The organism is Streptomyces sp. NPDC008317 (assembly GCF_042955955.1).
Lineage (GTDB): Bacteria > Actinomycetota > Actinomycetes > Streptomycetales > Streptomycetaceae > Actinacidiphila.
Genome location: NZ_JBIBFQ010000005.1, coordinates 470,073 through 493,937, shown reverse-complemented (window position 1 = coordinate 493,937; position 23,865 = coordinate 470,073). Strand labels below are relative to the sequence as shown.

The window sequence follows — 23,865 nt, the reverse complement described above, 5'->3', positions numbered from 1 at the left end:
GCGGACCGCTCGCGGTGTCACGACCGGGCTGGCGAGATCCTTGCGGGCGCTGTCATTCGGGCCACTGTCGGCTCGGCGCGCGGTTGCCGACCATGGAAGACGTAACGAAAGGAGCCCTTCTCATGACCCGCATCGCCGTCAACGGATTCGGCCGTATCGGCCGCAACACCCTCCGCGCCCTGCTCGCCCGCGACACCGACCTCGAAGTGGTCGCCGTCAACGACCTGACCGCGCCCGAGGCGCTGGCCCACCTGCTCGAGTTCGACAGCACGCTCGGCCGCCTCGACGCCTCCGTCGAGGTCGACGGGACCGACCTGGTGGTCGACGGCCGCCGCATCAAGGTGCTCGCCGAGCGCGAGCCCGAGAAGCTGCCGTGGGCCGAGCTGGGCGTCGAGATCGTGCTGGAGTCCACCGGCCGGTTCACCTCGGCGGACGCCGCCCGCGCCCACATCCGCGCCGGTGCCAAGCGCGTCCTGGTCAGCGCCCCCTCGGACGGCGCCGACGTGACGCTCGCGTACGGCGTCAACACCGAGGACTACGACCCCGCCTCGCACGTGATCGTCTCGAACGCCTCGTGCACCACCAACGCGCTGGCCCCGCTCGCCGCCGTCCTGGACGACCTGGCCGGTATTGAGCACGGCTTCATGACCACCGTGCACGCCTACACCCAGGAGCAGAACCTCCAGGACGGCCCGCACCGCGACCTGCGCCGCGCCCGCGCCGCCGGGGTCAACATCGTCCCCACCACGACCGGCGCCGCCAAGGCCATCGGCCGCGTACTGCCCAACCTCGACGGGAAGCTGTCCGGCGACTCCATCCGTGTCCCGGTCCCGGTCGGCTCGATCGTGGAGCTGAACACCACCGTCGCGCGCGAGGTCACCCGCGACGAAGTGCTCGCCGCCTACCGCGCCGCCGCCGACGGCCCCCTCAAGGGCGTCCTCGAATACACCGACAAGCCCCTGGTCTCCAGCGACATCACCGGCCGCCCCGCCTCGTCGATCTTCGACTCCGCCCTCACCCGCGTCGACGGCAAGCACGTCAAGGTCGTCGCCTGGTACGACAACGAATGGGGCTTCTCCAACCGCGTCATCGACACCCTCGAACTCCTCGCCCGCTCCTGACCGACACCCAGCCGCAGGCCGCCGCCGCTCGGCGTAAGTCGCTTACCGCACCGGTGAGTTGACTGATCGTCAGTCCTCGCGGTGGCCACGCGGCGCGATCCTGCTTCAGGTCGCCGAGGTGATCGAGGCCCACGGCCGACGAACCGGCCGTGGGCCGACTCGTTCTCCATGGGGGAGTGTTCTCGACGCCTGCACCGAGACCAAGACGGTCATGCTCCACCTCTGAGGCACCGGATCAGCCGTCGGTCAGACGGTCCCGCCCGACCACCGGAGCCCACTCGTGGACGGCGGTCACGGTGACTCCGGGCGTCCGGTAGTACGCGTCCGCGGCCATGATCCGGTCCAGTTCGTCGCGGTCGGCGGAGAAGACGAGAAGCGCGCCCGTGTCGTCCACCCAGGGACCCGCGGCGACGAGGCGGCCCTCGTCATGGAGGCGCTGGAGGATCGCGCGGTGCGCGGGGCGGGCCGCGAGGCGTTCGGAGGTGGCGGTGAAGGCGAGTTCGACAGTCAGCATGCCTCCGAGGGTAGGTTTCGGGAGTGGCCGGATCCGGATCACGTGATGCCGCGGGCGTGGCGAGCCAGCCTGCCGGGACCGGCGGCGCAGTGGGCGCGGCACGCGCGCACCGGAACGCAGGCCCCGGCCGTGACCTGCGAGAACGCCACTCGCTAGCATGGCCGTCGGCAACCGTACCGGGCCTCACCGGCGGGCCGGGACGGGGAACGGCGGCCGCCGCCGGATTCGACCCGGACGCGGCGCGATCGAGAGGATCGAGAAGCGGCCACGGCTCGTCCAGCCGCCGACAGCGCATTCGCCGCCCCCGCCGGGCCTTCCGGCGCCGGGCGGAACGACCGACGAGAGGAATCCGCACCCGTGACGGCCGAGGCCATCGAGACCCACGACTTCCCGTTCGACCCGACGTACGGATACGACCTGGACCGGCTGCTCCAGGTCGGCACCCCGGAGGCGCCCGCCGACTTCGGCGACTTCTGGCAGGGCGCGTACGCCAAGGCGCTGGCGGTCGACACCGCGCCGCGGGTGGGAGCGCTGGAGGAGGAGCGGGACGGCGTACGCGTCCACGCGGTGTCGTACACCTCGGTCGGGGGTTTCCGCGTGGGCGGCTGGCTGACGCTGCCCGCCGACGGACACGTCACGCACGGCATGGTCGTCCTGCACGGCTACGGCGGCAGGGACGCCGTCGATGTGACGCTGCCCCCGCCCGGCACCGCCGCGATCTGGCCGTGCGCCCGCGGAATGGCCACGCGCAGCCTCGACCCGGAGATTCCGGCGACCGCGGCCGAACACGTCGTGCACGGCATCGCCTCGCGCGAGACCTACGTGCACGGCGGATGCGTCGCCGACACCTGGTGCGCGGCCTCCGCGCTGCTCGCCCTGGTACCGGGAGCGGCGCGCCAACTCGCCCTGGTGGGAGGCAGTTTCGGCGGTGGGATCGGCGCCCTGGCGCTGCCCTGGGACGACCGTTTCCACCACGGGCTGCTGACCGTGCCCAGCTTCGGCAACCATCCGCTGCGGCTGACCCTGCCCTGCACGGGCAGCGGCGAGGCGGTCCGCGCCCACTACGCCCGGCACCCCGAAGTCACCGAAGTGCTCGGCTACTTCGACGCGGCCGTCGCCGCCACCCGCGTCCGCGTCCCCGTCCACGTCGGCGCGGCCCTGTTCGACCCCGCGGTGCCGCCGCCCGGACAATTCGCCGTGCACAACGCCCTGGGCGGCCCGAAGGAGCTGTTCGTCCTGACGGCGGGCCATGTCGAGTACCCGGCCGCCGCCGAGGAGGACGCCCGACTGCGGGCGGCACAGCGGGAGTTCTTGGCAGAGGCCGACCCGCGATAACGGCCGGCGGTCGCCGGGACGGCCACGGACCATGTGCTCGCGGAAACGTCCCGCACGCGGTGCTGACGCGCTCTCCGTACCAAGACCGGCCGGGACACCGGAAGGCCGCCGGGCCGTGACGCTCGACGGACAGCCGAGCAGCGAGGCCGACGTGTCGAGCCTGCTTCCGGCGGACCGCCCGCGGCGGGATCCCGCCGATGCGCGGCACCGGACGGGCGGCCCGCGCCTACCATGCTGACGTGCAGCTCATCTTCCCGGACCCGCTCGGCTCGCTGAAGCCGCTGTGCCGCGCCCGCCGCGCCCGCCGTGCCAGCCGCGCCTTCCGCCCCCGTCGCCCCCTGGAACGCCACGCCGCGCCCGCGCGAACCGGCTCCGGACCGGGCCGGGCGGGCGGACCCGCCGGGACAGCGCACGCGGCAACCGAGCACCGCCGCCAGGAGACCGGCCCGGCCCGGCGCGAGCCGGTGACGCACAAGGACAGCCCCCTGCGACAGGAGAGCACACCGTGACCGCCCGCCGCCGCGACCGCGCCCCCAACCAGGCCGACGTGGCCCGTCTCGCCGGGGTCTCCCAGTCGGCGGTCTCCCGAGTGATCAGCGGCGACGCCGTCCGCGCCCGGATCCCCGAGGAGACCCGCAAGCGGGTCTTCGACGCGGTCAGGGAACTCGGGTACGTCGCCAACCCGGCCGCCCGCGCGATGCGCAACAAGCGCACCAACCTCCTCGGGGTGCACACTTTCGAGGCCGTCTTCCCGCACGCCCGCGAGGACTTCTACTTCGAATTCCTCCAGGGCATCGAGGAGCGGGCGGAGGAGACCGGCTACGACCTGGTGCTGTTCACCTCCACCGGCAGCGGCGACGGGGGCCGCCGCAACATCTACCGGGACGGCACCAACCGGCTGGGCCTGGCCGACGGCAGCGTGCTCCTCGGCGTGTCCACCGACCGCGGCGAACTGGCCAGGCTCTGGTACGAGGGCTACCCGTTCATCCACATCGGCCGCCGCGAGGTGCCCGGTGCCGAGATCCCGTGCGTCATCCCCGACTATGAGACCGCGGCGGCGGGCATCGTGCAGAAGCTCGCCGCGCTCGGGCACCGCAGCATCGGCTATCTGCGCGAGCCCCTGGAGATGGAGCCGTACACCGACCGCCGGGAGGGCTACGCGCGGGCCGTCCGCGAACTCGGCCTCACCGATGAGTCACCCGGCTTCCGCGGCGAGACCGGTCTGTCCGACGCGTGGCTCGACCACCTGGTCACGGGACCCGAGACGGCCGTCGTCGCCGAGAGCGTACGGCTCGCCGAGACGCTGCGGACGAAGCTGGCCGAACGCGGCCTGCGGGTGCCGGACGACCTGTCCGTCGCCGTGCTCGAAGGCGCGCCCGAGCAGCCGGAAGGCCGGTGGGTGTCGCTGGAGATCCCGCGCGTCGAGATCGGCCGGACCGCCGTGGACCAGCTCATCGCGATGCTCGACGACCCCGGCCGCCGCGCCGACAGCCTCCTCGTCCCCTGCTCGATCGCCGCCGGCACCACCCTCGCTCCTCCCCGTCACTGACCGTCACCGACCGCCCGTCCGAACACCCGCCTGTCGGACCGTCCGACCGCCCGCACGTCCGCCGCCCGCCGTCTGTCCGGGCCGCGTCGCGGCGCTCACCGACGGTGCCGATAACGCCGAGACGGCGCATAGGGCCGTTGTGCGAGCAGGGCCGGACAAAGCCGGGCAGCGGCTCTCACCAGCGGCTAAGCGGAATTCACACAGACGCGGGCATCCGTCCGCTACCTGCGCCTACGCGAAATATTCGACGGACATTGACGGAACGTCACGAAACGCTGGGGGCGGGCGAATATTCGAGAGAAGTGTGTTGCTGTCGTGAAGGCGTTGATCTACGGTTCTCGATTGTTCGCGCACTGTTAACAGACGCCTACAAGGCGGCGCGTCTCATGGGGGGATTATGGATTTGGGTGGGGTCAGACGTGTGCGTGCGTCTCGTGGGCTGATAGTGACGCTCGCGTCCGCTCTGGTCGTCGCGGTGGGTCCCGCGGCGGCGATCGCGGTCGCCGCGGCACCGACTCCGGGCGCGGAGCCGACGTCGACATCGATGTCGAAGGCGACACAGTCCTCGAAGGCGACACAGTCCTCGAAGCCGGTGAAGGCCGATACCGGTGCCTCGCACCGCACGGCGCTCACGCGGGACGCGGCGGTCGCCGAGGCGGCCGAGGCCGGGCAGAGCGTGGAGATCACGTCGCTGCGGACGGAGTCCAACGAGACGTACGCGCTGCCAGACGGCAGCCTGGAGACGGACCAGCACCTGCGTCCGGTCCGGGCCCGCGTCGGCGGCGAGTGGAAGACGATCGACAACACTCTGGTGCGGCGGCCCGACGGCGGCGTCGCACCCGCGGTCGCGTCGGTCGGCATGGAGCTGTCGGGCGGCGGCTCCGCACCGCTGGTGACCCTGGACAGGGCCGGGCGGAAACTGTCGTACACCTGGCCGTCGGCGCTGCCCGCGCCGACGCTCGACGGCGACACCGCCACGTACAAGAACGTCCTGCCTGACGTCGACCTCCGGGTGCGCGCGGACACCGACGGTTTCCACGAGCTGCTGGTGGTCAACACCGCCGCGGCGGCGCGGAATCCGGCGCTCACGCAGCTCACCTTCGGGGTGGTGACCGACGGCCTCGACGTGGCGCGCACCGCCGACGGCGGTCTGACCGCCACCGACACCACGACCGGCGGCGAGGTCTTCGCGGCGCCGCAGCCGATCATGTGGGACTCCGGCACGCAGGGGACGAACACCCCGGCGGCCGGAACCACGAGCGCCAGGACCACCAGGGCCGCCAAGGGCGCGAAGGCCGCGACCGCCGAGGACGGCAGCCCGGAGGACCCGGCGCAGGGCCCGACCGGTACCTCCCAGATGGCGCCGATCGCCGTCGCCGTCGACACCTCCGACGCGTCCGGCTCGCTGACGCTGACGCCCGACCACGCGCTGCTGACCGGCGCGGACACCTCGTTCCCGCTGTACATCGACCCGCAGACGTACACCCCCAGGGCGGGGGACTGGACGATGGTCTCGCGCTACTGGGCCTCCAGCCCGCAGTACCGCTTCAACGGCGACGACGACGCGGGTGTGGGCGACTGCGACTGGACCTACTGCGCGCCCAGGGACGTCAAGCGGCTCTTCTACTCCTTCCCGACGTCGAAGTTCGCGGGCAAGACGATCCTGGACGCCACCTTCATCGCGCACGAGACGTGGTCGGCGTCGTGCACCGCCAAGCCGATCGAGCTGTGGCGCACCAGCGGCTTCACCAAGGGCACGACCTGGAACTCCTCCGCCGACCACTGGCTCGACCACATCGACACCCAGACCGAGGCGCACGGCAGCTCCGGCTGCGCGGCCTCCGACGTCGAGTTCAACGCCACCACCGGCGTGAAGTACGCGGCGGCCCACAACTCCGGGACCACCACCTTCGGTCTGAAGGCCAACGAGTCCGACCCGTACGGCTGGAAGCGCTTCACCAACAAGGCGTATCTGCGGGTCCACTACAACCAGCCGCCCAAGCAGATCCCCATGTCCCACCTGTCGATGAGCCCCGGCGCCTCCTGCCACAGCCCGTCCACGTCGGTGCGGATCCGCACCCTGCCGACGATCAGCGCGAGCGATGTCACCGACCCCGACGGCGACCAGGTGAGCGTGCAGTTCTCCGTCGCGTGGGACGCCGGTGACGGCAAGGGGCTGGTCACGCAGTGGACTTCGGCGAAGATCGGCCCGAAGAAGTCCGGCTCGACCTTCTCCACGAAGCTCACCGCGACGCTGGGCGGCAAGACGGTCCCGAAGAACAAGACGATCGCCTGGCAGGCCCGCGCGGTCGACTACGACCAGGGCAAGTACTACAGCTACTCCCCGTGGTCGTCCGCGGGTTCCGCGACCAACTGCTACTGGGTGTACGACACCACCGTGCCGGCGGGCCCCGTGATCACCTCGGGCGACTACCCGGCCGTCGACGACAACAACCCGAACGACCCGACGTACGACGGCGTCGGCCGGGACGGCGACTTCACCTTCCGCTCGGCCTCCACCGACGTCGTGAAGTACTGCTACGGCGTCAACGCCGACGCGGTGTGCGACACGGCCCACACCGTGGCCACCTCGGGCGGCGCGGCGAAGTCGGTGACCTTCCGGCCGACCCGCGCGGGCACCAACTTCCTGAACGTGCAGGCATTCGACAGCGCGGGCAACGGCAGTGAGCCGGAGGTGTACGAGTTCCGGGTCAAGGAGGGCCAGCCCGCCCGCGCCCAGTGGCAACTCGACGACGACGCGGGCGCCACTCAGGCGGCCGGTTCCGCCGGTGACCGCACCCTGAACGTGGTCGGCTCGCCGACCCTCGGCGCGCCCGGCAAGTCCGGCACCGCCGTCGACTTCAACGGCACCGACTCCTACCTCCAGTCCGACATCCCGGCCGTCCACACCGACCAGGGCATGACGGTCGCCGCCTGGGTGAAGCTCGACCGGATGCCGACCGCCGCGGCGGTCGTCGCCGCGCAGCCGGGCAACAACGCGCCGGGCTTCGAGCTGTACTACTCACAGGGCTACGACCGGTGGGTGTTCAACCAGTACAGCTCCGACTCGGCCACCGCCACCCCGGTCCGCGCGATGTCCGCCACGGCGGGCGGCGTCACGGCCGGACAGTGGTACCACCTGCTCGGCACGTACGACGGGACGGCCCACACCCTGTCGCTGTACGTCAACGGGGCCCTGATGGGGACCACGAGCTACACCACCGCGTGGGACGCGCGGCGCGGTCTCCAGATCGGCGCGGGGAGCTACTCCGGCTCCCCGGGGAGCTTCTTCCCCGGCACGGTCGACGACGTCCGGATCTACGACAAGCCCCTGGTGGCCGCCGACGTGGCGCACCTGTACAAGGGGGAGCAGCTCGGGGCCGGCCGCCCGGCCAGCGCGGTCTTCCCGCTGGACGAACCGGCCGCGCAGGACGACGGCAACCCCACCACGGTGGTGCACGGCCAGGCCGACGTGGACCCCGCGATCCTGCACGGCGGGGTCACCGCGGGAAGCGCGGGCGCGCAGGACAAGTCGCTGACCCTCAACGGCACCAGCGGCTACGCGTCCACCCGCTCCCCGCAGGTCAACAACCAGCGCAGCTTCTCCGTGGTCGGCTGGGCGAAACTGTCCGCCAAACCCGACCACGCGGCGATCATCGCCACCCAGACCAGCACCTACCGGCCGGGCTTCGAGCTGTACTACTCCGCGACCTACGGGTGGTCCTTCGACGCCTACACCGCCGACTCCGACAGCGCCACGATCGTGCGGGCCTCCCAGGGTGACACCACCCATTCACCGGCCGGTGTCTGGACCCATCTCCTCGGCTCGTACGACGCGAACACCGACGACATGCGGCTGTACGTCAACGGCCTCTGGGTGGCCACGACGAAATTCGCCGCGCCCTTCTACGGCAAGGGACCCGTCCAGATCGGCGCCGGGGCGTACGACGGCGCGCCGAGCAGCTTCTTCCCCGGTCAGATCGACGACGTGCGGTTCTACGACCGGGCCCTGTCGGCGCCGGAAGCCGAGTCGATGTACCACAACCAGCTCGTGGTCGAGGGGCGTTGGAAGCTGGACAGCGCGTCCGGCACTCCCCAGGTCTCGCCCGACTCGCTGACCACCGCGGCCGACCAGCACCCGCTGACCCTCGGCGGCGGCGCGCAGATCGACGCCACAGGCGCCAACAGCATGGTCGGCACCGGGTCGTTGGTGCTCAACGGCACGTCCACCGGCTACGCGTCGACCACCACGTCACCGATCCACACCAACAGCAGCTTCACGGTGGGCGCGTGGGTCTCCACCGCCGCGCGGCCGACGAAACCGGTGACGGTGCTGAGCATGGCCGGTACGAACACCAGCGGTTTCGCGGTGCGTTACGTACCCGACTCCGCCGACCCGGCCCACGCGGGCGCCTGGCAGTTGCAGACGTCCAACGCGGACGGCACCGGCGCCGTCGTCTCGACCGCCTCCGACACCAGCTTCCAGGACAACGGCGCGTGGGATCACATCGCCGTGGTCTACGACCTGATGGCCGGTCAGATGCGGTTGTACATCAACGGCCAGATGCAGCAGTCGCTCTGCTCCGACGGTGACGACGACGGCAACCCCGACGACCCGGCGTGCAAGGAGTCGGTGTCGTGGAACTCCTCGGTGCTGCCGTTCGACGCGACCAAGGGCCTGCAACTGGGCCGCCTCAAGACCGGCACGTCCACCTGGGGCGAGTACTGGCCCGGTGTGATCGACGACGTGTGGGTCTTCGGCGGAGTCGCGACCGACACCCAGATCGCGGCGCTCGCCAGCGGAGTGGATCTCGACACCACCGCCGGGCCCTGACCCGGTAGCACCACCGGGGCGGCGCGCGGGTCATCGCGCGCCGCCCCGGACGCGTGGCATTCGACGAAGTGACAGATCAGACACGTGCGCACGGGCGGAGCCCGGCGGCGGTTCGTGCTGCCGACGTCGGAAGACGGGGGCGCACACGGTGAGGGATGGGGACGGGACAAGCGTGAGCGACAGACGGACATCAACGGGCGGCGCGCGCGGCAAGGCCGCGCTGCTCGCCTGCGGAGCATTGGTGGCGGGCCTGCTGCAAGTGGCCGCGCTACCGGCGGCCCAGGCCGACGACATGCCGAGAACACCGTCCCCGGGCGCGCCCGTGGCCGGACACTCCAGCACCACGACGGCGCCCCGCGCCGAGGACGGCCTGCCGCACCGGGCCGACGACCGGGCCGCGGAGAAGTCCTGGGCCGCGCCCGGAACCGCCACGGTGACGCTGCCCGCCGCGCACGCCGAGCCCACGGCGGTGCGCGCCGGAAAGCTCCCGGTGACCCTCACCGTGCCGGCGGCGGCGACATCCGCCACGGCCCGCGGCGCGGCCAAGGCGACGGCCGCGCCGTTGACCGGCGCCGCGACCGTACGCGTCCTGGACCGGAAGACCACGCGGGCCGCGGGCGTGGACGGCCTCCTGTTCACCGTCGCACCGCGGGCGGACGCCGAGGGCGGAACGGTCGGCGTCCGCGTGGACGACAGCGCGTACGCCCAGGCGTACGGCGGTGCCTACGCGGCCCGGCTGCGCCTGGTCACACTGCCCGCGTGCGCGCTGACCACCCCCGACAAGCCCGCCTGCACCACGCGGACCCCGGTCCGCGCCACGAACGACGCGGCAGCGCACACGCTGACCGCCGACGCGCTGACCCTGGCGTCCTCGGGCGCGCCCGGCACCGCGACGGTCCTCGCGGCCACCGCGGGCACGTCGAGCGACCACGGCGACTACACCGCCACCTCGCTGTCCCCGTCCTCGAACTGGAACGTCGGGCCCAACACCGGCTCCTTCACCTGGTCCTACGACATGCCCGCCCCCGACGTGCCGGGCAGCTTCACCCCGAAGGTCGGCCTGTCCTACGACTCCGGCAGCGTCGACGGCCGCACCAGCAGCACCAACAACCAGGCGTCCTGGGCCGGTGACGGCTTCGACCTGTCGCCCGGCTACATCGAGCGCAGCTACAAGTCCTGCGGCGACGAAGGCGCCAAGGACTCCTCGGGCAAGAAGTACGAGGACCTGTGCTGGGCGTACGACAACGCGTCGATCTCCTTCGACGGCCACTCCGGCCAGTTGGTTGCCACCGGCACCAACTCCTTCCGGATCAAGGGCGACGACGGCACGAAGGTCGACCGGGTCTACGGCACCTCCACCGACGTGCGCTCCAACGGCGCCCGCAACGACGAGTACTGGCGGCTGACGCTCACCGACGGCAGCCAGTACTACTTCGGCTACAACCGGCTGCCCGGCTGGGCGAGCGGCAAGGCGACCACCGACTCCACGTGGACCGTGCCGGTCTTCGGCAACAACGCGGACGAGCCGTGCCACGCCTCCACCTTCGCCAACTCCTGGTGCCAGCAGGGCTGGCGGTGGAATCTCGACTACTCCGTCGACCCGCACGGCAACGCCATCGCGTACTACTACACCAAGGAGACCAACTACTACGGCCGCGCCAGGACCGCCGCCAGCCCCACGACCTACGTCCGCGGCGGCTACCTGGACCACATCGACTACGGCCTGAAGTCCACCGCGATGTACTCGGCCAAGGCCCTCGCGCAGGTCGCCTTCACCAGCGGGGAGAGGTGCCTGTCCGCCACGGCGGGCGCCTGCGACGCCTCGAAGATCGACAACGCCGCCTCCCCCTGGTACGACACGCCGTGGGACCTCAACTGCAAGTCGACCGGCGACTGCCACTCCTTCGGCCCGTCCTTCTGGACCCGCGAGCGCCTGACCGCGGTCACCTCGCAGGTGCTCACCTCGGCCGGGAAGTACACCCCGGTCGACACGTGGAAGCTGGGCCACCAGTGGGGCATGGCCGACATCGACTACCAGTTGGAGCTGGCGTCGATCGAGCACACGGGCAACGCCGACACCCCCGAGGGCGCGCCCGACCTGACCATGCCGAAGATCACCTTCGGGTACGACCAGCGCACCAACCGGCTGGACATCCCCGGTGACAACACCTCGCCGTTCATCAAGGAACGCGTCTCGACCATCGACGACGAGACCGGCGGACAGACCGACATCACCTACTCCACCGCGGCCTGCGACGCCGCGCACCTGCCCACCCCCGACACCAACACCACGCTCTGCTTCCCGCAGTCCTTCACCAAGGAGGGCGACGAGGACCCGTCGCGCCAGTGGTTCAACAAGTACGTGGTGAAGCAGGTCATCCAGTCCGACCGCACCGCCTCCTCGCCCGACGAGGTCACCAGGTACGACTACCTCGGCGGGGCCGCCTGGCACTACGACTCCGACGACGGCATCACCAAGGAGAAGTACAAGTCCTGGTCCACCTGGCGCGGTTACGCCCACGTCCAGGTGGAGACCGGCGGCCAGGACCCGGTCGGCATGAGCTCGCGGACCGACCACTACTACCTGCGCGGCATGGACGCCGACAAGACGACCGGCGGCAAGCGCACCGTGACCGTCTCCGACGACAACGGCGGCGCCATCACCGACCACGACTCGCTGGCGGGCGTCGAGTACAAGACCGAGCACTACTCCGGGCCCGACGGCAAGGTGCTGGACAAGACCGTCAGCACCCCCTGGCACCACGAAACGGCCTCGGTCACCCGCAGTTGGGGCACCATCGCCGCGAATCTGACCGGCACCGCGGAGACCCGCGCCTGGACCTCCCTGGACAACGGCGCCGGTTCGTCGTGGCGGATCACCGACGTCACCCGCACCTTCGACAACACCGCGGGCCGCGTCCTGACCACCGACGACCACGGTGACATCTCCACCGCCGCCGACGACCGGTGCGCCACCACCACCTACGTCGACAACGCCACCGACTGGATCCTGGACAACCCCTCGCGGATTCTCACGGTCGCGGTGCCCTGCTCGGCGACCCCCGACTACACCAAGGACGTCCTGTCCGACATCCGCACCGCCTACGACGGCCACGCCTACGGAGCCGCGCCGACCGCGGGTGACGCCACGCACGTGGCGAGCCTGAAGTCCCACAACGGCACCACCGCCACCTACCTGGAGTCCGCCGCGGCCTACGACTCCTACGGCCGCGCCGTCTCGGCCACCGATCTGAGCGGCAACGTCACCGCGACCGTGACCGGCGCGCCCCAGCGCACCGACCGCACCGACGGCCGCGTCACTACCACGGTCTACGCCCCGGCGACCGGCTTCCCGACCACGACGACGGTCACCACACCGCCGGCCACCGCGGGAGACGCGAGCACCGCGCAGACCACCACCACGACCCTGGACCCCGTACGCGGGCTGCCCGTCACGGTCGTCGACACCAACGGCAAGCGCACCGACACCACATACGACGCGCTGGGCCACAAGCTGAGGATCTGGCTGCCCGACCGCTCCAAGGCCAACAACCAGACGCCCAACTCCGCCTTCACGTACACACTGGCCGACGGCAAGCCCCCGGTGGTGGCCACCACGAGCCTCGCGGGCACCGGCACGCAGACCGCGTACGCGCTGTACGACGGCTTCCTGAGGGTCCGTCAGGCCCAGACGCCAGGGCCCAAGGGCGGCATGCTGGTCTCCGACACCTTCTACGACGAACGCGGCCTGCCCGCGAAGACCTTCGCCTCGTACTACGCGGCGAAGGCGCCCTCCACCGTGCTGTACAAGGTGGACGACGCGCTGTCGGTCGAGACGCAGACGTGGAACACCTACGACGGTCTCGGCCGGGTCGTCCGCAGCCAGCAGGTCGCGGGCAACGGCGACGGCGGCCAGGTCCTCGCGACCACCACCACGGCCTACGGCGGCGACCGCACCACGGTCACCCCGCCGAAGGGCGGCACACCGACCACCACGGTCGTGGACGCGGGCGGCAACGTCCGTGAGCTGGACCAGTACCAGGCCGCGACACCCACGGGCCCGTACGACAAGACGCTCTACGACTACACCCCGGCGGGCAAGCTCTCCAAGGTCACCGACGCGTCGGGCACCGTCTGGGAGTACCGCTACGACCAGCGCGGCAACCAGACCAAGGCGATCGACCCCGACAAGGGCACGACCGACTCCGGCTACGACGACCGCGGCCAACTGGTCTCCAGCACCGACCAGCGCGGCAAGAGCGTCACCCACCTCTACGACGGGCTCGGCCGGGAGACCGAGACCCACGACGGCGACGCGACCGGCCCGCTGCTGACCAAGCACGTGTGGGACCCGGCCGGTTTCAAGGGCCAGATCGCCTCGGCCGCCCGCTACGTCGGCGGCGCCACGGGCTCCGCGTACACCGTGGCCTACTCGCTGTACGACAACCTGTACCGCGCCCACCGCACGACGACCACGATCCCGGCGGCCGAAGGCGCGCTCGCCGGTTCCTACCAGGGCAACGTGCAGTACAACGCGGACGGCACCACGCAGTCCGTCGGCTACCCCGCGGCGGGCAGCCTGCCCGCGGAAGCGGTCACCCCGACCTACGACGAGGTGCTGCGGCCCAGCACGGTGTCCGGCTCCGGCGGCGCCACGTACACGACCAACACCACGTACAGCTACACCGGCCAGGCGCTCCAGTACACCTTCCAGGCGGCCGGGCAGAAGATGACCCAGGTCACCAACACCTACCAGTGGGGCACCCAGCGGCTGTCCAACTCCCGCGTCGACCGGCAGGACGCGCCGGGCACCGACAAGTCCGCCACGTACGGCTACGACCCGGCCGGTGACATCACCTCGCTCACCGACGTCTCCCGCGACGGCACCGACGCCCAGTGCTTCCAGTACGACTACCTGGGCCGGCTGACCGAGGCGTGGGCGCAGGGCTCGGCGGGCTGCGCGGCCACCCCGAGCGCCGCGGCACTCGGCGGCCCGGCCGCGTACTGGCAGTCCTTCGGCTACGACAAGGCGGGCGACCGCACCAAGGAGACGGACCACTCCGCCACCGGCGCCACCGCACAGGACACCGTCCGCGACTACTCCTACCCAGCCCCGACCAGCCCCCAGCCGCACACGCTCAGCCAGATGCGGACCACGGGCCCCGGCGGCAGCACGCTGAAGTCCTACACGTACGACGCGATCGGCGGCACCCAGACCAGCACGGTCGGCGCCGCCAAGCAGACCCAGGTGTGGGACACCGAGGGCCACCTGACCCAGGTGACCGCGGTCGACGGCAACGGCGGTACGAAGACCACCTCGTACGTCTACGACGCCGACGGCAACCGGCTGGTGGTCCGTACCGACAGCGGCAGCACGCTCTACCTCGGCGGCACCGAGGTCGCCCTCGCCAAGGGGTCGACCACACCGCGCGCCACCCGCTACTACGACCTCGGCGACGGCAACCAGGCGATGCGCACCGACGACAACAAGGTGTCGTTCCTGATCGCCGACAGCCAGGGCACCAGCCAACTCCAGATCAACGGCGCCGACCTGACCATGCAGCAGCGCCGTACCACCCCCTTCGGGGAACCGCGCGGCACGGCGCCGACCGCCTGGTCGGGGGACAAGGGCTTCGTCGGCGGCGTCAACGACCCGGGCACCGGCCTGACCCACCTCGGCGCCCGCGACTACGACCCGTCGACCGGCCGCTTCACCTCGGTCGACGCCGACCTCGACACCAGCGACCCGCAGTCGCTCAACGGCTACGCGTACGCGGGCAACGACCCCGTCTCCCAGAGCGACCCGACGGGCCTGTACACCTGCCGCAACGGTCACGAGGGCTGTGACGAGCACGGCAACGCCTGCGGCAAGGACTGCAGCGCGTGGGCGACCCAGACCGGTGACTGCGTGCACACCGAGTGCAGCAGCAGCAAGGTCAACCAGAACCCGTACGTCAGCCTCAAGACGCAGCGCAAGGTCTCCTACGCGCGACGCCACTGCGACGACCTGTGCGGCACCCTCGGCATCTCCTCGCCGAGGGAACACCGGTGGCAGGACCTGATCAAGGACCTGTACGGCGGCAACGCGCCGGAGCCCGAGCGGGACACGTACGCGGCCGCGCACGCCCAGGAGAAGTCCGTCGCCTTCTCGCCGCACCCGAGCTACAAATACACGATGTCGGAGCTGATCGGGCCCAACAGCCTCGGCACACCCGAGGAGATCATGGCCTACTTCAAGGCGCACCCGAAGGAGATGTTCCCGTTCAAGGTGACCGGCTGCGACGCCTTCACCCAGGGCGCGATGTGCACGCTGCACCCGGGTGACTCGATCGCGCACGGCCTCGGCCGGATCGCGGGCGGACCCGGCAAGGTGAAGGTGTCCTTCAAGGACAAGACCTCCTTCACCTTCACGGTGACCAACAAGGGATACTTCGACGACGCCGGTTCGCAGATCAAGTTCTCGATCTCGTCCCGGAAGGACGGCGTGTACCTGACGCAGAAGGCATACACGACGGGGTCGAACTTGTTCGCGTGGGCCGGGGTCAAGATGGGCGCCGCCAAGCAGCAGTGGCAGCAGCAGGCCCGCAATCTGCGGAACGCCATGGAGAACAAATAACGGATGACACGCACGACGCGTAGGGCCTGGCTGTCCTCGGCCCCATGGATCGCCGCCGCGGTGGCGACTCCGTGGGCGTCGAGGGCGGCCTCGCCCGTCGACCCCACGGTGGTCACCCTGCTGGCCGCCTTCGCCGCCGTCGGCGTCCTGGGCATCCCGCTGGGCGTCCTGCTCGGACGCCTGGGTGTCCGGCGGGAGGCCGTCGCCGTGGCCGCGCTCGCGGTGGCCGGGGCGGCGGCTTCCTGCGCGGTCCGGATCGTCGGCGCCAGTGACGAGGGCCCGGCGGGCAAGGCGGCGATCGTCCTCGTGCTGGCCGCGCTCTTCGCGGTCCTGGCCCTGCCCCTGCCCGCCGTCGGCTTCGTCGTGGCGTGGGTGCGGCGGAAGCGCGCGCACTGAGCACGCGCCCGCCCGGTGGGTCGGTCAGGCCAGCGGCTCGTGGTTGGCCCAGACGACCTGGTACGGGTAGCGGGCCTGCCAGCGGCTGATGAGTTCCTCGGTGCCGGGAATGGCGAAGGCCGCGTTGAGCGCGTCGAGGTCGGCGACGCCGATGTGGACGATCGCGGTGGCGGTGAACACCGGGCTGTGGTCGTCCGCGGGAACACGGATGTGGCGCCGGGCGGAGAAGGTACGCACGTGCCCGGAGCCCACCATCAGGCTTTCGATGTCCTTGAGGTATTGATCCAGGTCCGCGTCCGGGATCGACGGTTCGAACGAGACAATCATCGTGTGGCTGATCATGGGTCCATGGAACCGCCGCCCGGCCGCCACGTCCAAGACCTTCTGGATCATCGGCGATAACCTGAGGGCATGAGTGACCTGGAGACGCGCGAGCTGGAGTACTTCGTCGCGGTCGCCGAGGAACTGCACTTCGGCCGCGCCGCCGAGCGCCTGTCCATCGCGCAGCCCGCGCTGTCGAAGGCGATCCGGCGGGTCGAGTCGCGCCTCGGTGTCCTGCTCCTGACCCGTACGAGCCGCCATGTGGCGCTCACCCCGGCGGGGGAGGCGCTGCTGCACCACGGCCGCCACGCGCTCAACGCGGTCGGCGCGGCGGCCGAGAGCGCGCGCCGGGCCGGTGACGCGCGGGCCCAGCTGCGGCTGGTGATCAAGCCGGGCGGCGACGCCAATCTACTGTCCGGAATCCTCGCCGCGTACGCGGAACGGCCGGACGCGCGCCGGGTGGACGTGCTGTTCGGCGGCGCCACCGACCGGGCCGACCACCTGCGGGACGGCAGGGCCGATGTGGCGCTGCTGTACGCGCCGTTCGACGACCTGACCGGGCTCGCGTCCCAGACGCTGTTCGTGGAGGGGCGGGTGGCGATCCTGCCGCGTGACCACCGGCTGGCCGGGCGTACGCAGCTGCGGCTCGCGGATCTGGACGGCGAGACGCTGCCGCGCTGGCAGGGCGTGGGCTGGGCGGGTGTGCCCGACGACGGGAGCGGGCCGGAGGTCGCGGACGTGCCGCAGATGGTCCAGATGATCGTGCTGGGGCGGATGATCGCGGTGCTGCCGCGGTCGCTCGCCGAGTCGGCGCATCCGGGTCTGGTGTGCGTGCCGGTGACCGACGCGCCCACGAGCCGGCTGGTCGTGGCGTGGTCGCGGAGCGACGACCGGGCGCTTGTCGCCTCGTTCGTACGGGCGGCGGTGGCAGCGGCGGGCAGGGCGTAGGCGTAGCGCGTGTGATGCGCGGCGCGCACGCGTCGGTGCGCGAGAGCCGCGAGCCCGACCGCCGCCTCCACCGTACTGAGGGTGGGGCGGCGGTCCGGCCGGTGCCGCGTGTGGTGCTGCGGACTGCCTGACTACCGGCCGACGCGCGGGAGGCTGTTGAGCTTGCCGGGCAGTGCGGTGTTCGTCTGCTGGGCCCGCATGAGAGCGAGGACCGCGCCGACACCGGCGAGGATCAGGCTCACCCAGAAGCTGAAGCCGTGGCCACCGGCCGGGCCGAAGTCGGAGTGCGCGAAGATCGCGATCAGGTACAGGACGAAGCCCACCGCGAAGCCGACGAAGGTCAGCATGCGGTCGGGCGCGGGCAGCGTGACGGTGGGCACGAAGAGGCTGACCGCGAGCACCGCGGCGCTGAGCACCGTGATGACCATCGCGAACCAGGCTATGAACAGCCCGTGGCTGAAGTGCCACGCACTCCAACTCACGCTGCCGAGGTTGATGCCGTAACCGCTCCCGAAATCCCAGGAGTAGTAGTCGAAGAACGAGAAGATCAACACAATGAACCCGATACCGAGAATTGCCCAGTCGAGTCGGTTGACCGAAGCCGGGTCGAAAGAACCCCCGGACGGGCCGCTCGCGCTCGGCGGCTGAGTCGGTGGGCCCGGCGGCGGTACATCGTGCGACATGGTGACTTGTCTCCCTGCTGACGTCGTTCTACGAACACTCGGGGGCTGAGAATAGCGGTACGTCGCCCCACCCCGTAAGCAGGTTGGACCGACCTGCATCACATGGGTTCAATTGGTCGCTTTGTTACGTGTGGGGACGCCAGTGGCGGGAGTTGACTTCTCGGTCCCACGGGTTCTGTGGGGAGGGTAAAAGGGGTGAAAGCGGCCCGCACAAGGTTCAAGCATGCGCAAATTCGGCGTATTTGGCCGCGCCCGGTCCCGTGCCAGTCCTGCCGTCGTGCCGCCCCCGGTCCTGCCCTCGCCCCACGCCTGTTCCTGCCTTCGTCCCGTGCCCGTTCCTGCCTTCGTCCCGCGCCGTTTCCGCTGGCGTGTCACAGGGCGCGGCGGCTGTCTCGTCCTACGGGACACAGGCAATTCCCGATCAAGGAGCGGACGATGAACCTCGCGCTGTGGATCGTCACCGGGCTGCTGGCCGCGGTGGCACTGACCGGCGGTGTTTCCAAAGCCTTCATTCCCAAGGACAAACTGACCGCCACTCACGGCGGCGGCTGGACCGGCGACGCCAGTGTCACCTTCGTCAAATCCCTCGGCGTCCTCGAACTCCTCGCCGCTTTCGGCCTCATCCTTCCCGCCGCTCTCGACGTGGCCCCCTTCTTCGTCCCCGTCACCGCGATCTGCTGGTGCCTCCTGATGGTCGGCGCGATGACCACCCACGCCCGTCGCCCGGCCGAAGCCCCCTTCGTCCTCCTCAACCTCTTCTATCTCTGCCTGGCCCTGTTCATCACCTGGGGCCGCCTCGGCCCCCACCCCTTCACCGGCTGAGGCCGCAGTGGCCGCGGCCATCGTGGCGGTGGGGACTCATCCCGACGGCGGTGTGGTGATCCGCTTCTCGAACCAGTGGTGGGCGTACGGCTCGTCGTTGAAGGCCGCGACCTCCTCGAAACCGCAGGAGTGGTACAGGCTGATCGCGGCGTTCAGCGCCTTGTTGGTGTCAAGGCGCAGCAGGTCGCGGCCGTCGCGGGCGGCCCGCAGTTCCAGTTCGGCCAGGAAGCGGCGGCCGAGGCCGAGTCTGCGGGCCCGGGGCGCGACCCACATGCGCTTGATCTCGGCCGGGGCCCCCGGCGGCAGCTTCAGACCGGCGCAGCCGACCGGCTCACCGTGCAGCCGGGCGACCAGGAAGAGGCCGTGCGGCGACCGGAGTTCACCGGCGTCGGGCAGGAGACTGCGCGCGGGATCGAAACCGGCGTCGAAGCGTTCGCGCAACTCGGCGAAGTAGGACCGCATGCAGTGCTCGGCGTCGGGGTGGTCCGGGTCGACGACGTCCAGGGTGACCGTCGCGGCGGTCAGCAGCCGGTCGACCTCGGCCATGGCGGCGACCAGCCGGGAGCGCTGGACGGCGTTGAGCGGCTCCAGCAGGGAACCCGCCAGTTCGTCACTGCGACCGTCGAGCACCGCGCGCTCGGCGCGACCGGCCTCGGTGAGCCGGACGGTGCGCACCCGTCTGTCGCGGGGCAGCGGCTCCACCGTCACCAGCCCGTCCGTCTCCAGGGAGCGCAGCAGACGGCTGACGTATCCCGAGTCGAGGCCGAGCCGTTCGCGCAACCGGCGTACGTCCTGGCCCCGTTCGTCGATCTCCCACAGGAGCCGTGCCTCACCGATCGGCCGGTCCCGGCCCAGATAACGGTCGTGGAGCACGCCCACGCGCTCGGTGACAGTGCGGTTGAACCGCCGCACCTGGGCGATCTCTCGTGCGTCCATTCTCTGACTCTAGTCAGAGAAGTCCCGTCGGACCAGAGGCGACCGATCCACGTCGCTCCCCGGTGCCTCCGGTCGTAGGGCCGTGTGTGGAGGAGCGCCGCCGAGCCGGCGGCGGCGCTCCTCCGGGGCCGTCCCGGTCGGAGCGGGCTACCGTCCGGGACCGGTCTGACGGCGCGCCGCTACTTCAGGTGGCGGGTGAAGAACTGGGCCGCGGCGGCACCCGCGGACTCCGGGACTCCGGCGTGTCCGCCGAGGTGGGCGTGGAGGGACTTCTCCTTGGAGCCGAAGGTGTCGAAGAGATCCAGGGACGCCTGCCGGTCGTTGCCTTCGTCGTCCCACTGAAGGAGGACGTGCAGGGGAATGGTGACCTGCTTGGCCTCCTCGAAGATGGCGCGGGGCACGAGGCTCCCGGCGAACAGAACGGCGGCCGAGACGCGCGGCTCGACCACCGCCAGCCGGACGCCGACGGAGATCACCCCTCCCGAGTACCCGACCGGGCCGTCGACCTCGGGCAGTGCGAGAAGGGCGTCCAGGGCGGTCCGCCATTCCGGGACAGCCGCCTCCACCAGGGGGAGGACCAGGGCGTGGACGATCTCGTCGCCGACCGGCTCGCAGGTCTCCATCGCCCGGCGCAGGTCGGCGCGGGCCTCGTCGAGGGCAGGCAGGCGAGGCCGGTCGCCGCTTCCGGGGAGCTCGATGGTGGCCGTGGCGAAACCCTCCGCCGCGCAGCCCAGGGCCCGGCCCAGCAGCCGGGGGTACATCTTGCGCAGCCCGAGGGGAGGGTGGCCGAGCAGGATCAGCGGCGCCGGTGCCACCGCGGACGCCGTATCGGGCGTCCACAAAATGCCGGGGATCTCGCCGAGGGTGAATTCGCGTTCGAGGGCGCCTTCGTCGAGGCGCTGCTCAGAAGTGAATCGCATGGTCGTGCCTTTCGGGAGTGCTCGTTGACGGCGCTCCCGGACGACCTATCGCCCGACCGTGGCCCCAGAGGGGAGCACCCATGTCGATACTGCGTTCACGGGTACCACCTCCTCGTTCTCTCGCACGGCCTCCCGGAGGCTAGCAAGGGCCGGGCACGCTTCGCCAACCGGTTTTCTCCGCGACGCCGTGGCCGCCGGCCGCCCCCGGTGCGCCCCGGCCTCCCGCCGCGGGCCGGTCGCGCCGGGCGTTCCGATCGCCGTGATGGACACGGCCGGCCGGGGAAGGTCTTGCACATGACCAACCATGAACAAGAGCGCGGCCCCGCGGCACCGGCCCGACGTCCCGCCGGGCTGAGCGACGCCTCGGTGGAGGCGCTCGGCATCCTCTCCGAAGCCCTCGAGACGGTGGAGCGGGCGCGCGGGCGGCTGTACGACTTCCACCAGCTCACCGGGGGAGCCGACCTGCGACTCGGCGAGGCGGTCGAGCACCTCAGGGCCGCGGGCCACGCGGAACACGCGGAGCGGCTCGAACGCGAGATCGTCGGCCGCAACGTCCTGCCGGGCTACTGGACCTTCCAGATGGTCGAGGCGTACGACGACACGTACGTCGAACCCTTCCGGCGCATGGAGGAGCAGATCCGCACCGACCTGGCGGGCGGCGCGCGCCACATCCACGAGGCCGAGATGAAGGAGGCGCGCCGCACGCACGGCCACCCCGACCACACGGCCCGCCCCCCGCGTCCGTCCTGACCCGTATCCCGCCCGCCCGGAAGAGGCCACCGGCCCGGCGGCGCGCCCCCAAGCCCATGGCGCCGCCACCGGACCGGGCCGGTGGGTCAATTCCTCGGACCCGCGTCGGGCAGGGGAACCGTCAGCCTCCGGTGCGCGGCGACGGCCGGTCCCGTAGCGGCTCCAACGGCGTGCGCAGCGCGCTGCGTCCGTTCCGCCAGGCGTCGAGCAGCGCCGCGCCGAGACGGTCCTCCAGCAGCCCGGTCGCCTCGATGCCGAGGACCACGTCGGCGTCCAACTGCGGCTCCGCGGCCAGCAGAGGAGCGATCACCTCGTGGCGTACGACCTGTTCGTGGACGGCGTCCGCTTCGACGTGCTCGTCGTAGAAGCGCTCCGCGGCTGGGCCCGCGCGGTTGGCGCGCATCGCCCGCGCCAGCCGCCGGGAACCCGGCGACGAGGTGATCTCGACGGCGGCGAAGTGCCCGACGAGCGCGCCGCGGAGCGCGCGGTGCAGGCCGAAGAGCGACATCAGGTTGACCACCGCCAGCGCCTCGGCGGGCGCCGCGTCCAGATAGCGGCCGTACGCGGTGTCCAGGCCGAGGTCCGTCATCAGGTCGGCGAAGAGCCGCGCGTGGATGTCCTCCGCGTGCCCGCCGCCGAACTCGTCGAATTCGACGGCGACCATCGCCGCCTTCGCCCGGCCGTGGAGGCGCGGGATCACCCAGGCGTGGGGATCGGCCTCCTTGAGGTGGTACAGGGACCGCAGGGCCGCGTACTCCCGCAAGTGCTCGAGATGGCCCTCGGGCTGGAGGTAATGACTGACACCGGTGCCGTCGTCTCCCACCGGTTCGACCAGCAGGGCGGCGACGGAGTCCGCCGCGTGCGGTCGGGCCGGCGCGTCCGCGCGCACCTGGCGCAGGAAACGGTCCTCCAGGAAGCCGCGCGTCCGCAGCAGCTCCACGTCCCACTCACGGTCGTCGGCCACACCCGCGAAGCCCTGGTAGTGCAATTCGTACAGCGAATACAGGGCGAGTTGCAGGTCGTCGCCGTACGGATCGGCGGCGGCCACGGCACCGGCGCCGGGCAGCTCTCCCGCGCCGTCGCGCAGCGACGCCACCACGGCGGCCGACAGCGGCCCGCGGGGCGTCGGAAGCGGGGGAGTGGTGGCACGCGACTCACGGTAGGAGGTCGGGTTCGCGGTCGGCGGGTTCGCGGTCGGGTACGCGGTCGTCATCAGGACTCTCCCTCCGGCCCGGCCGGAGCCGTCCGCTGCGCGCCGCACGCCGGCGGCTCTCCGTCCCCGCCGCCCTTGGACCGGCGGCGGTGGCTGGTGTCGCACCACGGGTGCGTCCGGCTGCGGCGGCAGGTGCACACCGCGACCATGAAGCGGTGCGAGGTCACGGCGACACCGTCGTCGCCGACGACGGTCACCGGCCCCTCGACCAGGACGGGCCCGTCCCGTTCGACCAGGACGCGGCGCGGGCGCTCAGGCGTGTTCGGCACGGATCACCACCAGCTCCTCCTTGTCCTGCTCCCCGTCGATCAGTCCCGCCTGCCGCAGCCACGCCGTTCGTCCGCGCAGTACGGGCCCGAAGGGGATCAGCTCCCGGTCGGTCACCGCCGCGCGCAGCCCGGCCTCCGCCAGGGAGGCCAGCGTCGCCTCGACCCCGCACAGCGCCGAGTGCACCATCAGCAGGACGCCGTGCGGCGCCAGGACGCGCGGCGCGGTCGCGCAGATCCGGTCCACGACCGCCCGCCCGTCGTGCCCCGCGTCCCAGGAGCGGGCCGCGCCCCGTACCGGCGGCTCGGCCGCGGGGGAGGGGACGTAGGGCGGATTGCTGACCACCAGGTCGTACGGGCGGTCGTGCCGTCCCCGCTGCCCCGCGAGGTCGCCGTGCAGCACCCGTACCCGTCGCCCGGCCCTCAGGGCGTTCGCGCGGGCCGAGAGCACGGCCTGCCACGCGATGTCCACGGCGGTCACCCGGGCGCCCAGCCGCGCGGCGCAGATGGCCAGCGCGCCGCTGCCGGTGCACAGATCCAGTACGTGCATCCCGGGCGCCACGGCCTCGCGGCACATGGCCCGCATCAGGAGGTGGGTGTCCTGCTGGGGTTGATAGACACCTGGCATACACAGCACGGTC

Annotated in this window: 18 protein-coding genes; 10 read left to right on the top strand and 8 right to left on the bottom strand. The window is 71.5% G+C overall.

What is annotated here, in order from left to right:
- The first annotated feature begins 122 nt into the window (after positions 1–122).
- The gene (gene gap / locus ACFY9V_RS19375; protein ID WP_391162063.1) at positions 123–1,121 is read left to right on the top strand and encodes a type I glyceraldehyde-3-phosphate dehydrogenase; all 999 of its coding nucleotides are present in this window, start codon (positions 123–125) and stop codon (positions 1,119–1,121) included.
- A gap of 235 nt (positions 1,122–1,356) precedes the next feature.
- On the opposite strand, the gene ACFY9V_RS19370 is transcribed toward gap, so the two are convergent.
- Positions 1,357–1,635, bottom strand: a complete 279-nt coding sequence (locus ACFY9V_RS19370) for a YciI family protein (RefSeq protein WP_391162062.1) — start codon at positions 1,633–1,635, stop codon at positions 1,357–1,359.
- Positions 1,636–1,992: 357 nt separating this feature from the next.
- Here ACFY9V_RS19370 and ACFY9V_RS19365 point away from each other — a divergent pair, with 357 nt between their 5' ends.
- The 6 genes from ACFY9V_RS19365 (at position 1,993) to ACFY9V_RS19340 (ending at position 16,365) form a co-directional block, all read left to right on the top strand.
- Positions 1,993–2,970, top strand: coding sequence for an acetylxylan esterase (locus tag ACFY9V_RS19365; RefSeq protein ID WP_391045373.1), 978 nt, complete (start codon positions 1,993–1,995; stop codon positions 2,968–2,970).
- 239 nt (positions 2,971–3,209) lie between these two features.
- A complete protein-coding gene (locus tag ACFY9V_RS19360; protein WP_391162061.1) occupies positions 3,210–3,479 on the top strand; it encodes a hypothetical protein in 270 nt (89 codons plus the stop codon).
- Positions 3,476–4,519, top strand: coding sequence for a substrate-binding domain-containing protein (locus ACFY9V_RS19355; protein WP_391162060.1), 1,044 nt, complete (start codon positions 3,476–3,478; stop codon positions 4,517–4,519). The genes ACFY9V_RS19360 and ACFY9V_RS19355 overlap by 4 nt, the downstream gene beginning before the upstream one ends.
- Positions 4,520–4,940: 421 nt before the next feature.
- Positions 4,941–9,353 carry a LamG-like jellyroll fold domain-containing protein gene (locus tag ACFY9V_RS19350; RefSeq protein ID WP_391162059.1) on the top strand — a complete coding sequence of 1,471 codons (4,413 nt, stop codon included), beginning with the start codon at positions 4,941–4,943 and terminating at the stop codon, positions 9,351–9,353.
- Between the two features lie 172 nt (positions 9,354–9,525).
- Positions 9,526–15,969 (top strand): RHS repeat-associated core domain-containing protein, encoded by a 6,444-nt coding sequence (locus ACFY9V_RS19345; RefSeq protein WP_391162057.1) that lies wholly within the window; start codon positions 9,526–9,528, stop codon positions 15,967–15,969.
- A 3-nt stretch (positions 15,970–15,972) separates the two neighbouring features.
- Entirely contained in the window at positions 15,973–16,365 is a 393-nt protein-coding gene (locus ACFY9V_RS19340) for a hypothetical protein (RefSeq protein ID WP_391045360.1), read from the top strand.
- A 24-nt stretch (positions 16,366–16,389) separates the two neighbouring features.
- Here the strand turns inward: ACFY9V_RS19340 and ACFY9V_RS19335 are convergent, their stop codons facing one another.
- A complete protein-coding gene (locus ACFY9V_RS19335) occupies positions 16,390–16,758 on the bottom strand; it encodes a hypothetical protein (protein WP_355345586.1) in 369 nt (122 codons plus the stop codon).
- A gap of 18 nt (positions 16,759–16,776) precedes the next feature.
- On the opposite strand from ACFY9V_RS19335, the gene ACFY9V_RS19330 reads away from it, so the two are divergent.
- A complete protein-coding gene (locus tag ACFY9V_RS19330; protein ID WP_391162056.1) occupies positions 16,777–17,634 on the top strand; it encodes a LysR substrate-binding domain-containing protein in 858 nt (285 codons plus the stop codon).
- 131 nt (positions 17,635–17,765) lie between these two features.
- On the opposite strand, the gene ACFY9V_RS19325 is transcribed toward ACFY9V_RS19330, so the two are convergent.
- On the bottom strand, positions 17,766–18,188 hold the full coding sequence (locus tag ACFY9V_RS19325) for a hypothetical protein (protein ID WP_355345580.1): 423 nt from the start codon (positions 18,186–18,188) through the stop codon (positions 17,766–17,768).
- Between the two features lie 564 nt (positions 18,189–18,752).
- On the opposite strand from ACFY9V_RS19325, the gene ACFY9V_RS19320 reads away from it, so the two are divergent.
- Positions 18,753–19,139, top strand: a complete 387-nt coding sequence (locus ACFY9V_RS19320; protein WP_355345577.1) for a DoxX family protein — start codon at positions 18,753–18,755, stop codon at positions 19,137–19,139.
- 36 nt (positions 19,140–19,175) lie between these two features.
- Here the strand turns inward: ACFY9V_RS19320 and ACFY9V_RS19315 are convergent, their stop codons facing one another.
- Both ACFY9V_RS19315 and ACFY9V_RS19310 read right to left on the bottom strand, forming a co-directional pair.
- Positions 19,176–20,075, bottom strand: a complete 900-nt coding sequence (locus ACFY9V_RS19315; protein ID WP_391162054.1) for a GNAT family N-acetyltransferase — start codon at positions 20,073–20,075, stop codon at positions 19,176–19,178.
- A 179-nt stretch (positions 20,076–20,254) separates the two neighbouring features.
- Positions 20,255–20,995 (bottom strand): dienelactone hydrolase family protein, encoded by a 741-nt coding sequence (locus ACFY9V_RS19310; protein WP_391162053.1) that lies wholly within the window; start codon positions 20,993–20,995, stop codon positions 20,255–20,257.
- A gap of 294 nt (positions 20,996–21,289) precedes the next feature.
- On the opposite strand from ACFY9V_RS19310, the gene ACFY9V_RS19305 reads away from it, so the two are divergent.
- Positions 21,290–21,745 carry a hypothetical protein gene (locus tag ACFY9V_RS19305; RefSeq protein ID WP_355345568.1) on the top strand — a complete coding sequence of 152 codons (456 nt, stop codon included), beginning with the start codon at positions 21,290–21,292 and terminating at the stop codon, positions 21,743–21,745.
- Positions 21,746–21,866: 121 nt separating this feature from the next.
- Here ACFY9V_RS19305 and ACFY9V_RS19300 read toward each other — a convergent pair whose 3' ends face one another.
- From ACFY9V_RS19300 to ACFY9V_RS19290, 3 genes are read right to left on the bottom strand one after another with little or no spacing between them, the layout of a single operon-like run.
- Positions 21,867–22,958, bottom strand: coding sequence for an iron-containing redox enzyme family protein (locus ACFY9V_RS19300; protein ID WP_391162051.1), 1,092 nt, complete (start codon positions 22,956–22,958; stop codon positions 21,867–21,869).
- Positions 22,958–23,227: a CDGSH iron-sulfur domain-containing protein gene (locus tag ACFY9V_RS19295; RefSeq protein WP_355345562.1), complete on the bottom strand. Its 270-nt coding sequence runs from the start codon at positions 23,225–23,227 to the stop codon at positions 22,958–22,960. The genes ACFY9V_RS19300 and ACFY9V_RS19295 overlap by 1 nt, the downstream gene beginning before the upstream one ends.
- Positions 23,211–23,852 (bottom strand): HemK2/MTQ2 family protein methyltransferase, encoded by a 642-nt coding sequence (locus ACFY9V_RS19290; protein ID WP_355345559.1) that lies wholly within the window; start codon positions 23,850–23,852, stop codon positions 23,211–23,213. The genes ACFY9V_RS19295 and ACFY9V_RS19290 overlap by 17 nt, the downstream gene beginning before the upstream one ends.
- Positions 23,853–23,865: the final 13 nt, after the last annotated feature.

Coding starts and splice junctions, on each gene's coding strand:
- ACFY9V_RS19315 (WP_391162054.1), bottom strand. CDS start 20,075: ATGGACGCACGAGAGATCGCCCAGGTGCGGCGGTTCAACCGCACTGTC.
- ACFY9V_RS19370 (WP_391162062.1), bottom strand. CDS start 1,635: ATGCTGACTGTCGAACTCGCCTTCACCGCCACCTCCGAACGCCTCGCG.
- ACFY9V_RS19330 (WP_391162056.1), top strand. CDS start 16,777: ATGAGTGACCTGGAGACGCGCGAGCTGGAGTACTTCGTCGCGGTCGCC.
- ACFY9V_RS19335 (WP_355345586.1), bottom strand. CDS start 16,758: ATGATCCAGAAGGTCTTGGACGTGGCGGCCGGGCGGCGGTTCCATGGA.
- ACFY9V_RS19290 (WP_355345559.1), bottom strand. CDS start 23,852: ATGCCAGGTGTCTATCAACCCCAGCAGGACACCCACCTCCTGATGCGG.
- ACFY9V_RS19340 (WP_391045360.1), top strand. CDS start 15,973: ATGACACGCACGACGCGTAGGGCCTGGCTGTCCTCGGCCCCATGGATC.
- gap (WP_391162063.1), top strand. CDS start 123: ATGACCCGCATCGCCGTCAACGGATTCGGCCGTATCGGCCGCAACACC.
- ACFY9V_RS19310 (WP_391162053.1), bottom strand. CDS start 20,995: ATGCGATTCACTTCTGAGCAGCGCCTCGACGAAGGCGCCCTCGAACGC.
- ACFY9V_RS19305 (WP_355345568.1), top strand. CDS start 21,290: ATGACCAACCATGAACAAGAGCGCGGCCCCGCGGCACCGGCCCGACGT.
- ACFY9V_RS19320 (WP_355345577.1), top strand. CDS start 18,753: ATGAACCTCGCGCTGTGGATCGTCACCGGGCTGCTGGCCGCGGTGGCA.
- ACFY9V_RS19300 (WP_391162051.1), bottom strand. CDS start 22,958: ATGACGACCGCGTACCCGACCGCGAACCCGCCGACCGCGAACCCGACC.